The sequence below is a fragment of the Alteromonas sp. RKMC-009 genome (assembly GCF_003584565.2).
Classification (GTDB): Bacteria; Pseudomonadota; Gammaproteobacteria; order Enterobacterales; family Alteromonadaceae; genus Alteromonas.
The window spans coordinates 351,533-365,846 of sequence record NZ_CP031010.1 but is presented as its reverse complement, the minus strand read 5'-3'; the positions used below and the strand labels follow the sequence as shown (position 1 = coordinate 365,846).

The window sequence follows — 14,314 nt, the reverse complement described above, 5'->3', positions numbered from 1 at the left end:
AGGCACGGGAGGGCCTTAAGTAGACAGCCAGGAAGGCAGGCAACGAGATTACTCCCCGTCTGTGGCTAACCCGACCGACGCCGACATACCGGCGACCAGGCGGGTATTTTCCGGCACCTTATCCAGTTTAATGTCTACCGGTACTCGCTGGGCCAGTCTTACCCAGTTAAAGGTTTGCTGCACTTCAGGAAGCAACTGGCTGTTTGTGGAGGTATTGGTGTCGGCAATAGCGTGTCCAATACTGGATACTGTGCCCGACAACGCTTTGCCGCCGCTCATCAGGTGAATAGTGGCTTTCTGACCTTCATGAATGAGAGGGAGCTTTGTTTCTTCAAAATAACCGGTAACGTACAGGGTATTATCAGCAACAACAGAAAGCACCGGTGTGCCCTGATTCACGTAGTTTCCTTCCCGGAGGGTCAGATTCACTACCCGCCCGCTCACCGGCGCAGTCACGGTTGCCCGTTCAAGATCGATTTCCGCACTGGCAAGCTGTGCCTTTGCTACATCCAGTGCAGCTTTGGCCATATCGGAACTGATCCGGCTGCTTTCCAGCTCCTCGGCACTGATACTGTTACGCTCTCTGAGTTTTTCACGGCGGGTGAACTCATGCTGCGCAAGATCCAGCGCCAGTTGTTTACTGTGCACCTGCGCGTTTAACTCGTCTACCGCAGCCTGATAGCGTTTCACATCAACGCGGAATATCACATCACCCTTTTGTACTTTCTGATTATCTTTCACCGGCATGGCTGTTACCCATCCGGACACATCAGGTGCAACAGTGATGATATCAGCCTGAACGCGGCCGTCCCGTGTCCAGGGCGAATAAAGATAATGATCCCACACCCAGCGTCCGGAGAAGACAGCGACAGCGATAACCAGAAGTGTCACAATGATGCTCAGTACTTTTCCCATGTTCAACCCGCCAACATCTTCACCGTCGCCGCGAGGTAGCAAATAAACAGAGCGACCTCGAACCAGGGTGGTTTCCACAATTTTTGATATAAACCGGTGGCATATAACCCGTAACGGGTTAATAACGACAACAGAAAAGCCAGCGGAATCATCACCACCATCGGGCTGAAAAGCATGCCGCCAAGGGAAAGTTCGCTAAGCACTGTTACTCCGGAATATTTGCTATGTCCTTAATCTGATTATTAATTGTAGAGCAGAAAAGATCATTCGCCTATCGTGATTATCCGGTGGTTTGCAGCGGATTAATTTCTTGGGTGCTATAGCCCGTATTGTAATATCATCAGAGTGCCTTTGCTTCGCCCCTCTGCCACTAAGGAGCCTTCGATGTTTTATGTGTTGAAACGCTTGTTGACCGTACTCTTCATTCTGACCGCAGCGCTCAGTTCGATGACCCGCGCCGCAGAGCCTGTTCCGGTAATTTTTGACACCGACATTGGCAGCGATATCGATGACATGGTAGCGCTGTCGCTTATTTTAAAAAGTCCGGAATTAGATTTAAAACTGGTTACCACTGCATCGGAAGATACCCGGTACCGGGCGAAGGTGGCGGCGAAATTTCTGACAAAAGCAGGAAGAACAGATATTCCTGTTGGAATGGGTGAGCGTTTTGAAGGCAAAGCAGAATTTCACAAGCCCTGGGTCGCTGACTTCGCACTGTCTGATTACCAGGGTGACATTATCGAAGACGGCGCCGGTGCAATTATTCAGTTGCTTAAGCAATCTTCAGGTCCCGTCACCATTATTGTTGCCGGCCCTATGCATAATATTGCTGCCGTACTGGAACGTGCGCCGGAACTGGCTGCAAAAATGCGTATCGTGGGCATGCATGGCAGTATTTATAAGGGATACGGTGACGAGCCTTCTGCCGAGTACAACGTGCAAAACAATGTACCGGCCTTCCGGAAAGTGCTTCACGCGCCCTTACACAGTTTCACCATTACGCCCCTCGATACCTGTGGCGATATGATTTTCGACGGTGAACAATATCAGCAACTGAAAAACAGCACCGATATACAGCTTGAAGTCATTTTTGAGAACTACCCCATCTGGGCGGGCCTCGTTACCTGGGAAAATGCTGATTATCTGGCAACCCGCAGTTCAGTCATGTACGACGCCGTAGCTGTGTACCTTGCCCTCCCCGACCACGGCTGGCTACCCGCTGAGCCCATGCATTTATCTGTCACCGGTGACGGATTTACTGTACCGGCAGACAGTGGCCCGCAGGTTAACGTCGCCTTAGAATGGGCCAACCGTGACGCATTTAAACAATGGTTCGTAGAACGGATGCTGACTTCAGCTAATTAAATCATGCATCCAGTTCAGTGACGGCAGTTGTCTGTCCGGTTGATAGAACAAACGGTTCAGCCTTCCGAGCAGATTTACCGTTCTGCTGGGATCGTGATTTTTTACCCGCGACTCACTTTCTGTCAGCATAAACTCCCAGGGCTGCAAATTGATGCTCTCAATTTCTTCTGTGGTTACACCTAAGGATTGTAAAGTGGATAAAATCCGCTCTGTCTTACTTTCATTTACCGGAATAGCATCCTGACCGTACAAATCGTTCAGCGGCGCATTTACGGCCTCAAGGGTATGGTTGATGGCATTCCACACTGTGTCGTGATCAAATTTCCAGTCCCGTGGCGCGTAGTATCCCTCAATTTCCCATTCCAGTTCAGCATTGCTGACCGCGATAGAGCTTTCCGCTTCCGGCGAATAAGATAAATCAGGCCGTGCGCCGATATTGTAAGCATCAACACTGAGTGCCACGCAAATCACTAAATCACCGCACACCGCTTTGTTCTGGTAGAGGGCTTCAAAAGCCGCCCGTTTTACCCCCATCCAGCCATGTACGCGGGAAGGTTGTTCAACAAAGTCCCGTACATCATCGGGTAAGTCTTCGCCGTAGCGGTCAATTAATAAAGGTAACGGACTTTGTTCCGGCGCTTCATCAGGCATCCAGACTTCATATTCCTGGCGGTTATCGCCTTTACCCCGGCTTTTAATGCCATAAGACAAGTTAACCGGCCGGCAAATACTGCGATCCTCATCCACCCGGTGAAAATACTCAGAGCGCATCCGTTTAATAAAGGGCGCATCCAGACCTGCCAGTGCAGCGGTAGGATAGCGGTAGCCGATTTCACTGTGAGTAACCATGCTGAGCCCGGCCACCTGCTCTGCCAGTTTGGTTTTCACCCCTTTGAAGTGATGTATGTTGGGCAATACGATGCTGCGTTCCGGCTCAATGGTAAGCCTGCGACCATCTTCAGTGACAAATTTTGGCGTTTTGTGAAACGCGTAATGGGTTAATCCAAGGGCCTGAACAGCCTGATCACGATACTGCGACATTTCGCTGAAAAGCGCAGAATGATTACGAATATGCTTGAACAACGGGCGATATAGCGTCATTAACTTCTTCCATGCAGCGACATTAACTTCAGTCTGCCACAAAAATGCGGTGTGGCGAATCCTTGTTTGCTACGAACGGTTACTCATATGGGGTTTACCCATAATGTAATTTTTCCGGAAATGACTGAAATACGCACTCAGGCTGGCCGCCGCCCGTGATTCGCCCGCCAGTTTAAGCACTTCGATGCCTACTTCTGCCGTGCATAGCTGAAAATCATGGGAGGCTTCGCGGAGGGCGTAATCTGACAGCGCTTCAGGCTGAATGCCAAGTACAGGAAAAGACTGCAAGTACGCACTTTTACGGAACATGCGGCCGGCCTCACGCCACGTGCCGTCGAGCATAATAAACAACGGGGTTTTACCTTCCTGCACGGGTACGTCATACAGCCGTCTTTCAGGTGCTGCATTCTCATGAGGAAAGATGATTACCGGCATGTAGCGTTCGTCATTTAACAGCGCCAGCAACGCTGGCTGAGGTTCGGTCCGCGACCAGGTAAAGGCAAAATTGTGCTTGGCCACATCAGCGATTAGCCGGCCTGTATTCGACGGTTTGTAGCATTCACCTTTATACATCAGAAACAAAAAGGCACTTTCAGCCACAGGCTCCGGTACAGCATCACAAATACAGTGCACCGCCGGCAGCAGACAACCTTCGCAGCGTTTTACGCGACTACCCCGCGTTACAAAAGGCCGCGTTGATTTAGCCAGTTCCTGAATACGCAGTGCCAAAACTGAATTATGCAAAACCAAAATCACTGTTAAGAGGTAAGGCGCGCAGTTTACCCGACCAGCGCGCCGGTTACGATAAGCCATCATGGTAAAAATGCGATATATTCAACCAGGTTTCCAGGCCTGCTTTTCAAAAAGGAGTTATTTCATGTCGCACCCGGTTGTTGCGCAGCTGCAAGCTGTACTGAGCCCCGAACATATCGCTACAGACCCGGCCGCTACCGAACACTATCGCTCCGGCTGGCGTTCAGGGCAAGGTAAAGCACTGGCCGTGGTATTTCCGCAAACTCTGGTTGCACTCTGGCGCGTGCTGGAAGTATGCGTAAACAACAACTGCATCATTATCATGCAGGCCGCAAAAACCGGACTGACGGAAGGCTCTACCCCGTCCGGCGACGATTACGACCGTGAAATTGTGGTGATAAATACTCTGGCCATGGATGATCTCATCATGCTTGAAGATGGCAAACAGGTCATCAGTTTCCCGGGCGCCACCCTGCACAAGCTTGAAGATCAGTTAAAACCTTTTTCACGCAGTCCCCATTCGGTCATCGGTTCATCCTGCCTGGGCGCATCCATTGTAGGCGGTGTAGCAAACAACTCAGGTGGCGCACTAATCAAACGCGGCCCGGCCTACACCCAATATGCCTTGTATGCGCAGGTTAATGAACATGGCGAGCTACACCTGGTTAATCACCTGGGTATTGAATTGGGGTCAGAGCCTGAAGAGATCCTGACAAACCTGGAAAACGGCACATTCGATAAGAACAGTACGGATAACAGTAAGTTTGCCAGCGCGCAGGATTACGCAGACATCATTCGTGATGTGGATGCCTCAACCCCCGCCCGCTACAACGCGGACCCCGGCAAACTTTTTGAGGCCAGTGGATGCGCCGGTAAGCTCGCGGTATTTGCAGTAAGGCTCGATACCTTTGCCAAGCCCGAAAGAGAACAAACCTTTTATATTGGCGTGAATGATCCGGCGCTTCTGGCGAAGTTGCGCCGGCACATGCTGGCAGAGTTTACCCACTTACCGGAAGTCGCAGAGTACATGCACCGTGATATTTTCGATGTCGCTAAAGACTACGGCAAAGACACCTTTCTGGCTGTTAAGCACGTGGGTACCGGCAGGCTGCCTAAAATGTTTGCAGCAAAGGGCCGCATTGATGCGCTGCTGAACAAGCAGTCCTGGCTGCCTTCGTTTCTTTCAGACCGCATTATGCAATCTGCCGCCAGGCTGTTTCCCAATCATCTGCCCGACAGTCTGATGCAGTACCGGAACCAGTATGAGCATCACCTCATTCTGAAGATGAGTGATGAGGGCATTGAAGAAGCAGACGCTTTTCTGAAATCATTTTTTGCCGCAGAACATGGTGGCAACTTTATGGTGTGTTCACCGGACGAAGCGTCTGCCGCATTCCTGCACCGGTTTGCCGCAGCAGGCGCTGCACTGCGCTATCAGTTACTGCACGAAAAAGAGGTGGGCGACATCCTCGCGCTGGATATTGCGCTGCGCCGCAACGACATGGACTGGGTAGAAACCTTACCGCCGGAGCTTGACGCAAAAATTGAGAAGAAACTCTATTACGGACACTTTTTCTGTCATGTATTCCATCAGGACTACATTCTTAAAAAAGGTACTGAGGCAAAGCAGGTAAAAGCAGAGATGCTGGCCCTGCTCGATAACCGCGGAGCCAAATACCCGGCAGAACACAACGTGGGCCATCTATATGATGCAGAAGATACCCTGAAAGCCTTCTACCGCTCATTGGATCCGACCAATACGTTCAACCCCGGCATCGGTCATATGGAGAAAACGAAACGCAACTGTGCATGTTGTTAGGGAAACGGCCCTTTAGTTATAGCAGCGATGCGAGAAATTGTGTAAAAGGCACAATATCCTGCTTAACGCTGGCTGCTTCTAATGCCTGCATGTACTCATCCCGTCGCTCAACCGGCACAATTGTCCATGGGTAACCACCAGACGCCATCATCAGATTCATGATAAATCTTCCCATTCTGCCATTACCATCAAAGTAAGGGTGGATATAGACGAAGATGAAGTGCCCCAGTACAACTCTGACTGCTGCATTTTCCTCCTCTGCAAGCAGGTCAAAGAGTGCCGGCATCATCTCGCGAACCGCTTCACGGCCGGGAGGGATGTGCATACTCTGGCGAATATAGACAGGACCTGAACGATATCCGGCAAGGTCCGCTTGTCTGACGATGCCCGCGGCCACACCCGGGCCAAATAAAGCAAGATACCAATCACTGTGGGCTTGTTCTAACAGGTCCCCCGGATTGTTACCTTCTAACACCGCTAATACTGCTTTTTTAACTTCCTGAAATGCATCCCAGTAGCCTTTAGCAGCCATGGCGTCCAAATGCTTTTTGTGCCCGTCAGATTCATCAGCTCTCCAGCTGCCTGAGCGAACCAGTTCAATTAACTCACGAGTCACCCGATAACCTTCAATGGACAGCGAGTGGTAAGCATCAGAAACGTATTTTTCTTCCACTTCGGCCATATAGGTTTCTATATTGATGCCTTTGCCTGAGGGTGATGGAAAATGCGCTATAACATTTTCACGCATTTGCGCCCACATTAACCGCATGCGATTTACATAGGGTGACATATCACGACGACCAAAACTTACCTGCACTTTCTCTGTAAACGGATCTTCTTCATGGGCTTTCAAATCGGCCGCTTGCATGCCCTTTAATATATTGTCAGCAATCAAATCCCGTCCAATATTTCTAAAAGCGCCTGCTAACCGCCCTGCAATCACACTGTGGTTTCCGGCAAGTAAAACCGACAATACGTCGGAAGAATCAGTCACCATCGACAGAGCTGTACGCATTTGAACAGGCGCATTTTTAAACTGGTTCGCGGAAGAATAGACAAGCGCTGCCGCCAGACTGTATACATTGAGCCCTGCAAGGTTTTCAATGTATTCCGCGGAGGGCAAATTCAATCTGACATCAAAAATTGAAGTGTTGTGAAGGAAGGTGGTGGGTTTGTTATTTCCTTTGGGTGAGCGCACGAGTAATTGTCCAGGCACAGTTCTGTCGCCGGTATGCAAACTTAGAGATTGTTCAGGCGACAGGCACCAGGATTGATCAAACCGTTCCGACAAATAGGCTCCGCAAAAATCCCAGAAAGAGGTATACCACGATGTACTGTCGCCTGGTTTTTCATCTGGCATTGCCGGAATGTACCAGCCCCGGATAACTTCGCGAATAAACCCGTGCTTCAGTAGCCGCTCCCGGTGCAACCTGCTGAGTTGCTTCGATTGGATAGCAACAACCCCTGACTCCTGAAGCTGCTGTAATTGCTCAAGAGAAACAGCCAGTTTTTGTGATATGTCATTCATACTCGCCCCATCAATAACACGTGAAATTCGTCCGCTGCCAAATATCACATCCAGGTTTTAGAGTTATATCACTTATAGGTTTTAATGTCTCACGACTTATAGGTTTTAATGTCTATATTGCAAGAGAGGTAGTGATGAGAAGCATAAGCGGGCTTATAGAACTAAGTACGACAGATTAGCGCTATTTCGGAGAAATCTAAATCAGGCCATCCCCCGGGGATGGCCTGTTAAGACAGGATGAAAAACCCTAAATACGTATTAGTCAGAACTTATACAGAAATGCGGTGTAGGCAAACTGTGAGTCATCAGGGTAATCCCCCTGCTCAAGAGCACCGCCTTTCATCAGGTAGGCACCGCCAAACTCAAGACGCAGTTCCGGCATGACCTGATAACGCCATCTGACTTCTAACTGGTTACCCATGAAGTCCTCTTCGCCCTGCTCTACTTTGTGATACCACAGGGCTTTATAACCCACCATGATGTTATGCACACCACCGATTTTGGTTACGCTGCGTAACCCGGGCGCAATAATGTTGCTGCGCTGAAAGCCCTGATACACATCCGTTGGACCGAAGTCGAAACGTCGTACACCATAGAGGCCGTCGAAGGCGTTAATCTCATCGTCCGCGCTGTCATTGTCGCCGGTAGCGAAGTCAATCTCCGCCCGTAAGAATGTGCTCTTGGTGACTTGCTGGCCTAAATGGGCGTGTACCATCCATGCATTCACATCCAGATCGGTAATATCGCTGGCTGATGAAGACGCTCTTGCCGTACCCGTTTGCCCAATCACTTCAATGTTGCTTTTCCAGTCACCGGCAAAGCTTTCTGAGTAATCCACAGACAAGGTGTAAAGGTCGCGATTTTTCGTCGCCAGTTTTTCAGAGTCACTTTCCTTGAACCAGACATTCTGAATCTTCCATTTCTCATCCGGAGACACGGCATACAGACCAAAGTACTTACGCTCACTGAAACTCTTATCGAATGCACGCTTATTGTCTTCTACCAGTTGGGATTGAGTAGGAAAGCGGCTTACCGGCAGAAAATAGAATCCGCGGACATCCCAGTCTTTAACGACGGTATCAACCATCACACCGTCGAAGGCATTGATGGCATTGCGATACACACCTTTCGCCATCAAGCGGCGACTACCATGGTCGACAGCCATACGGCCAACGGTGATGGCTTTTACGTACTCGTTGAAATCTTTGTAGCGGATAAAGTACTGCAGCGGCTCAAGGGTGTTTACCTGAGACGATTTCAACGTCGGATCGTTATCATCTAAAAATGCCCGTGAATCCTGAATTTCCACGGTGGCATTCCAGTTACCGTAACTTGCCTCACCTTTCAACAAAACCCGTGAAGAAATACGGTCGTTGGACTGAGTACGCTGGGCTTCAGTGGCCGGAAAAATCGGGTTTTTCAACGTTTCGTAACGCATTCTCCAGGAACCGCTGAAATCAAATTCAATATCCTGAGCGAGAGCCTGAGGAGTAAGTAAAGACCCCAAAGCTGCGATAAGCGTTGGACGGATAAATTTACGCATTGACAGAACCTTAGTCCTTATTGGTACTAAAAATTGAGTGTTCCGGAAAGTCGAGATGCATCCGGATGTTTTATTGACTACATTATAGATGGTGTGAATATGAGAAACCCTACACCTTTAGGGGATATCAGGTATGAAAATTCATAAAAGGTATAACCAGAGAAGTGCTGATTAACACAAAGTATAAGGAGAAAAGCTGCTACTGGTTAGCCCAATAATTTATAATTCAGACCAGAAAAAACATTTTGTCAACTGTACCTTGCCAATCACCACATAAAGAAGGCGTTATGTTCAACTTTGAAAATATGACCGTTCGTCAAAAGCTGGCAGTACCACTCAGCTTTGTTGCACTGCTTATTCTGGTAGTCAGTTTTATAAGCATATCCAACAGTCGCTCACTGGCGCACAATACTGAAACCCTGTCTGCCACATTCACAGAATCAATCAGTACGGCATTGAACGCAGATCGCGATTTGTATCAGGCGCACTCTGCGCTGCTGGACCTGATGCTGGCTGAAGAACTGGGGATCAGTGGCGCAGCAAGCCTGATAGAAGATTACGAAGAGAATGCTCAGCAGGCTAACGACCGTATGGCCAAAGTGCTTTCACTCACGAAAGATTATCCTGACGTGGTTAGTCAGGCAAAGCAGTTCCGTCGGGATTTTGATAACTGGATCCAGCTGAATCAACAGGTCATGATGTTAATCAGCCAGAAAAACGTGGGGCAAGCGGCCGCAATTTATCATCAGCAAGGGATGCCTCTGTTTGAAGCCTTGCGGGGCAACTATGACCGCATTGGCGAAGCAGTGAAAAATCAGTCGGACAAAATCACCCGTGACAGTCTAGCAGCCAGCAACCAGCAAACCGTGTATCTGATCATTGCCGTGGTGCTGGCCGTTGTTGCCTGTGCGGTGAGTATTATTATCGGTCCGCGCCTTATTACCCGCCGCATCAATATGTTGCGCGATGTGCTTGATTCAATCAGTAAAGGCGAAGGTGATCTGACTCAGCGGTTAAGTACACATGGCCGCGATGAAATCACCGGTGTAGCACTGGCATTTAATGCGTTGATGGACAACCTTCAGCGGCTTATCAAGCTGATTAAAGATGACGCTGTGTCGCTGAAAGACGCGGAAACCTCTATGCGCTCATCGTCAGACGATGTCAGACATATTTCCCACGAGCAACGTGACAACCTTGATCAGATTGCTACCGCAATTAACGAACTCAGCTATGCGCTGAAGGAAGTTGCCGACAATACTCAGGATGCGCTGAGCGATACCCGCACTGCCAATGAAGATGCAGCTGATAGCCAGGCAGCTGTTTCTACCTCCACCGCAACGGTATCCAAAACCTCGCAGGCGATCACTCATGCCAGCTCTGTAATCCAGAAGCTGGAAAAAGAAACACAACAAATTTCTTCCCTGCTGGATGTGATCAGCGGCATTTCTGAACAAACCAACCTGCTGGCACTGAACGCGGCAATTGAAGCGGCCAGGGCCGGTGAACAGGGTCGCGGTTTCGCTGTGGTTGCTGATGAAGTCCGCTCGCTGGCTAACCGTTCCCAGCAGGCCACCACAGACATTAATGAGATGCTGCTGAATCTTAACAAAGGGGTGTCTGAGGCTGTATCGGCTATTGAGTCCGGTTCGTCACAGATGGCGGAAGTGGTAGAGATTTCAGCATCGCTGAATGAAAAATTGAATAAAGTATCGTCGTCGGTCACCGGAGCCAACGATCGTATCTATCAGATTGCTACTGCCACGGAAGAGCAAAGCCAGGTAGTAATGAACCTGAATGAAACCGTATCAGCGCTGAACACGCTGAGTCAGCAAGTTATCGCAACCGTTGAACAGGCCGGTGCCGCCAGTCAGCGGGTCAGTGATGTATCCCGCAATATCGACGATAACGTGAACCGCTTTAAAGTTTAGGACTGAAAACAGCCCTGTAACTTATCAATGAGTGTGACCAGCTGGCGGGCTTCGTCAGCGGTCATACCCTGAAATTTACATAACATCTGTGCAGGTACGGCTTCTGCTGTGGTCTTCGCCGCCCTGCCCGCTTCTGTCAGCAGGACTTTCTTCACCCGCTTATCTTTTTCATCCTGCTTCACCGTGAGCAAGCCCTTCTGCTCCAGTTTTTTCAGAATTAACGACATGGCGCCGCCGTCTATCAGGGTTTTGTTGAGCAGGCCGGCAATCGTCACATCATCCTGTTCCCACAAAGCCATCATCACCACGTATTGAGGATAGGTGATATCCAGCGCAGCTAAGAGCGGCCGGTACGCACGGGTAAATGCATTCGACAAAGTATAAAAACGGTGACAAAGCTGGTTTTCTAACTTCAGCGCTTCAGACATAACGGCCTCCGGAACAAGATACAAATATTTTGCATGCAAAACACTTGATCTGCAAACCTGATCTCTGCTAATTTATTTTGCATGCAAAGTATTTAATTGTATTACGACAACACTGAGGAGATCTTTATGCACAAATTAGATAACGTGATTTATACAGGTAAAGCCACGGTAACCGGCGGCCGCGAAGGTAAAGCAACCTCTGATGACGGCAACCTGTCTGTCACACTGACTACCCCGAAGGAGCTTGGCGGCGCTGGCGGTGAAGGGACGAACCCTGAGCAAATGTTCGCAGCCGGTTATGCTGCCTGCTACATCGGCGCACTGAAGCATGTAGCCGCAGCAGAGAAAGTGAAGCTGGGCAAAGACATTTCAGTAAAAGGCGAAGTAGGTATTGGCCCGATTGAGGGCGGCTTTGCTATTGCTGTGCAGCTGATTGTTGACCTGGGAGAGCTTGATAAGGCTACTGCGCAATCCATCGCAGACAAAGCACATCAGGTGTGCCCGTACTCCAATGCTACCCGTGGCAACATTGAAGTGGACATCACGTTAGTATAATACGGCTTACGCTGTTTCCGGCGACGCTTTATCACGGGTTTCCTGTCTGAATTTCAGCGGTGACAGCCCGGCCTTTTTGGTAAAAAACTTGGTAAAGTGCGCCGGATCTTTAAAGCCAATCCGGTAAGCGATTGAGGTAATGCTGAAATCGGCGAACATCAGATGACGCTTGGCTTCCACCAGCAGATGCCGGTGGATCATCGACAGTGCATTCACAGACGCGTGTTGCTGACAAAGCTGATTTAAGTGCGCCGCTGATACGCCGATTTTTCCTGCATACCATCCCACCTGATGATGCGTTGTGCCGAACTGGGCGATCAGAGCCTTAAACTGCAGAAACTTTCTTTCCGCCTTGGAATACTGACCGGGCACATCTTCGTGTTGCGATGTACACCTGGCAATATGCACTACCATCTGCCTTAAAAGGGCGATGGTCATCTGCTCTTCAAACTGCCCGTGGCCTTCGGCCTCCCGCTTCAGTTGTTTGCAAATGAGCTGTAAATCTTCGCAGGTTTGCGCCGGAATATCCTGCAAAATAGCGCCTTCCTGAAACGCAGCCTGATAGGCTCCCGGTGATATTTCAGAAATCGCTGCAGACACAATTGAAAGAACAAATCCTTCAGACCCCGGTTCCCACTGAAAACCATGCATGTGGCCTTCAGGGATAGACAACAATACCGGCGCTGATACAGATAATTGCTGCTCATCCAGCTGAACTTGCCCGCCCCCTTTGACGACGAAAAAAATCTGGTGCAAATCCCGGTGACGGTGAGGCTGAATCATCCAGTCGTGGCGTTCACTGCGTGTGGTCAGCGGCTCACAATACAGAATGTGTCTGTGTTCCACCTGTTCGTTATCACCATAGAAATCCACCGCGTCCAAAGAATTCAACATAATTTTCACTTTCTACAGAATTGACAATTAAGCACCTTTTTTATGCATTAACTATGCATTCAATCTATATAAAATACAATAAACAATGTTAACAGAGGTTTCACAATGAGCTGGCAACCCAAAGATTATGACGATATTCCGGGCACCTATGTGTTCGACGGACGCGCAGCCAACCCGGCCTATGCGTTAAACAAGTTACTGTTTTCTTTTAATGAAGAAGCCAACCGCCTTGAGTTTGATCAGGACCCGGCCGCTTACTGCGACAAAATGGGTGTGAAAGACAAATATAAAGATGCTGTGGTGAATCAGGATTTTCTCGGCATGCTACGTATGGGTGCAAACATTTACTTCATGGCCAAAATGGCGATTCCCCGTGGTACATCTGTACAGGATGCCGGCGCGGCGTTTCAGGGCATTACGACTGAAGAATTTATCGCGAATTTACAAAAACGGGCTGAAAAGCTCGATGAACTGATTAAGGCAAAAGGAGACTACTGGAATGGCTAAGCTTTTAGGCGGTATCACCAGCTCACATATTCCGGCAGTGGGCGCTGCAATATCCAATAATTTAACGCAGGAACCTTACTGGAAACGCTTCTTTGACGGCTACGGTCCGGCCAAAGCCTGGCTGGAAGAGAAGAAGCCCGACATCGTGATTGTGGTTTATAACGATCACGGCCTGAACTTCTTCCTCGATAAAGTACCCACTTTCGCGCTGGGCTGTGCTGATCAGTACTTCAATGCCGACGAGGGCTGGGGCCTGAAGCCTGTCGCACCTTTCACGGGTAACGCGCCTTTCTCATGGCATCTGGCGGAATCACTGGTAGAGCAGGAATTCGATATTTGTACCTGTCAGGAAATGAAAGTCGATCACGGCTTTGTAAACCCTATCCGCGCACTTTACGGCGACCATGAAATCTGGCCGGTTCAGGCGATTCCTCTGGCGGTAAATACCGTTCAGCACCCTGTACCGACCGCCCGCCGTTGCTACAAACTGGGCCAGGCGTTAGGCAAAGCTATCGCCAGCTTCCCGGACGATCTCAGCGTGGTGATTCTGGGTACCGGCGGTATGTCTCACCAGCTACAAGGTGAGCGCGCCGGCATCATTGATGTGGAATTCGATTTAGAGTGTATGGATAAAATCGCCACTGATCCTGAGTGGTTTGCAGACCTCTCGAACACTGAAATCATGCGCCGCTCAGGCTCTGAAGGTATTGAAACCATTATGTGGATGGTAATGCGCGGCGCATTACGCCACGACGTGGAAGTAGTGCACAAACATTACCATGCCCCGATATCCAATACCGGTGCGGGCGTAATGGTACTGGACAATCATCCTGAATAATCACTTCAGGTATATTTTGCTTTAGTTAATTAACCGGAGGCATCAGGCCTCCGTTTTTTTATGCTCACTCTTACGGACGCGCTGGCTTTTACCTGCAACCGGGGGCAACATAAGCTTACTCACATTAATGCAGGTGT

14 protein-coding genes are annotated in these 14,314 nt (G+C 49.5%); 6 read left to right on the top strand and 8 right to left on the bottom strand.

All coding sequences use genetic code 11. The features are described 5' to 3' along the window. Positions 1–48: 48 nt before the first annotated feature. Both DS731_RS01565 and DS731_RS01560 read right to left on the bottom strand, forming a co-directional pair. Positions 49–915 carry an efflux RND transporter periplasmic adaptor subunit gene (locus tag DS731_RS01565; protein ID WP_119499690.1) on the bottom strand — a complete coding sequence of 289 codons (867 nt, stop codon included), beginning with the start codon at positions 913–915 and terminating at the stop codon, positions 49–51. Between the two features lie 2 nt (positions 916–917). Next, positions 918–1,118 (bottom strand): DUF1656 domain-containing protein, encoded by a 201-nt coding sequence (locus DS731_RS01560; protein ID WP_119499689.1) that lies wholly within the window; start codon positions 1,116–1,118, stop codon positions 918–920. Positions 1,119–1,299: 181 nt separating this feature from the next. Between DS731_RS01560 and DS731_RS01555 the strand changes: the two genes are divergently transcribed. After that, complete coding sequence (locus DS731_RS01555; protein WP_119499688.1) at positions 1,300–2,280, top strand: nucleoside hydrolase; 981 nt, start codon at positions 1,300–1,302, stop codon at positions 2,278–2,280. Here DS731_RS01555 and DS731_RS01550 read toward each other — a convergent pair. Beyond that, positions 2,269–3,381, bottom strand: coding sequence for a hypothetical protein (locus tag DS731_RS01550; RefSeq protein WP_119499687.1), 1,113 nt, complete (start codon positions 3,379–3,381; stop codon positions 2,269–2,271). The genes DS731_RS01555 and DS731_RS01550 overlap by 12 nt on opposite strands. 69 nt (positions 3,382–3,450) lie before the next feature. Beyond that, positions 3,451–4,110 (bottom strand): tRNA-uridine aminocarboxypropyltransferase, encoded by a 660-nt coding sequence (locus DS731_RS01545; RefSeq protein WP_442858447.1) that lies wholly within the window; start codon positions 4,108–4,110, stop codon positions 3,451–3,453. Between the two features lie 148 nt (positions 4,111–4,258). On the opposite strand from DS731_RS01545, the gene dld reads away from it, so the two are divergent. Further along, complete coding sequence (dld, locus tag DS731_RS01540) at positions 4,259–5,953, top strand: D-lactate dehydrogenase (protein ID WP_119499686.1); 1,695 nt, start codon at positions 4,259–4,261, stop codon at positions 5,951–5,953. A gap of 16 nt (positions 5,954–5,969) precedes the next feature. Here dld and DS731_RS01535 read toward each other — a convergent pair whose 3' ends face one another. Next, entirely contained in the window at positions 5,970–7,481 is a 1,512-nt protein-coding gene (locus DS731_RS01535; protein WP_119499685.1) for a Fic family protein, read from the bottom strand. Between the two features lie 262 nt (positions 7,482–7,743). Next, complete coding sequence (locus DS731_RS01530) at positions 7,744–9,024, bottom strand: alginate export family protein (RefSeq protein ID WP_119499684.1); 1,281 nt, start codon at positions 9,022–9,024, stop codon at positions 7,744–7,746. A gap of 287 nt (positions 9,025–9,311) precedes the next feature. On the opposite strand from DS731_RS01530, the gene DS731_RS01525 reads away from it, so the two are divergent. Next, on the top strand, positions 9,312–10,955 hold the full coding sequence (locus DS731_RS01525; RefSeq protein ID WP_119499683.1) for a methyl-accepting chemotaxis protein: 1,644 nt from the start codon (positions 9,312–9,314) through the stop codon (positions 10,953–10,955). On the opposite strand, the gene DS731_RS01520 is transcribed toward DS731_RS01525, so the two are convergent. Continuing rightward, positions 10,952–11,383, bottom strand: a complete 432-nt coding sequence (locus tag DS731_RS01520; protein ID WP_119499682.1) for a MarR family winged helix-turn-helix transcriptional regulator — start codon at positions 11,381–11,383, stop codon at positions 10,952–10,954. The genes DS731_RS01525 and DS731_RS01520 overlap by 4 nt on opposite strands. Positions 11,384–11,509: 126 nt before the next feature. Here DS731_RS01520 and DS731_RS01515 point away from each other — a divergent pair, with 126 nt between their 5' ends. After that, positions 11,510–11,938, top strand: coding sequence for an organic hydroperoxide resistance protein (locus DS731_RS01515; protein WP_119499681.1), 429 nt, complete (start codon positions 11,510–11,512; stop codon positions 11,936–11,938). A gap of 6 nt (positions 11,939–11,944) precedes the next feature. Here the strand turns inward: DS731_RS01515 and DS731_RS01510 are convergent, their stop codons facing one another. Continuing rightward, the gene (locus DS731_RS01510) at positions 11,945–12,832 is read right to left on the bottom strand and encodes a helix-turn-helix domain-containing protein (RefSeq protein ID WP_119499680.1); all 888 of its coding nucleotides are present in this window, start codon (positions 12,830–12,832) and stop codon (positions 11,945–11,947) included. 105 nt (positions 12,833–12,937) lie between these two features. Between DS731_RS01510 and DS731_RS01505 the strand changes: the two genes are divergently transcribed. Further along, positions 12,938–13,339, top strand: coding sequence for a protocatechuate 3,4-dioxygenase (locus DS731_RS01505; protein ID WP_119499679.1), 402 nt, complete (start codon positions 12,938–12,940; stop codon positions 13,337–13,339). Beyond that, complete coding sequence (locus DS731_RS01500; protein ID WP_119499678.1) at positions 13,332–14,177, top strand: class III extradiol dioxygenase family protein; 846 nt, start codon at positions 13,332–13,334, stop codon at positions 14,175–14,177. Before DS731_RS01505 ends, DS731_RS01500 begins: the two co-directional genes overlap by 8 nt. Positions 14,178–14,314 lie beyond the last annotated feature (137 nt).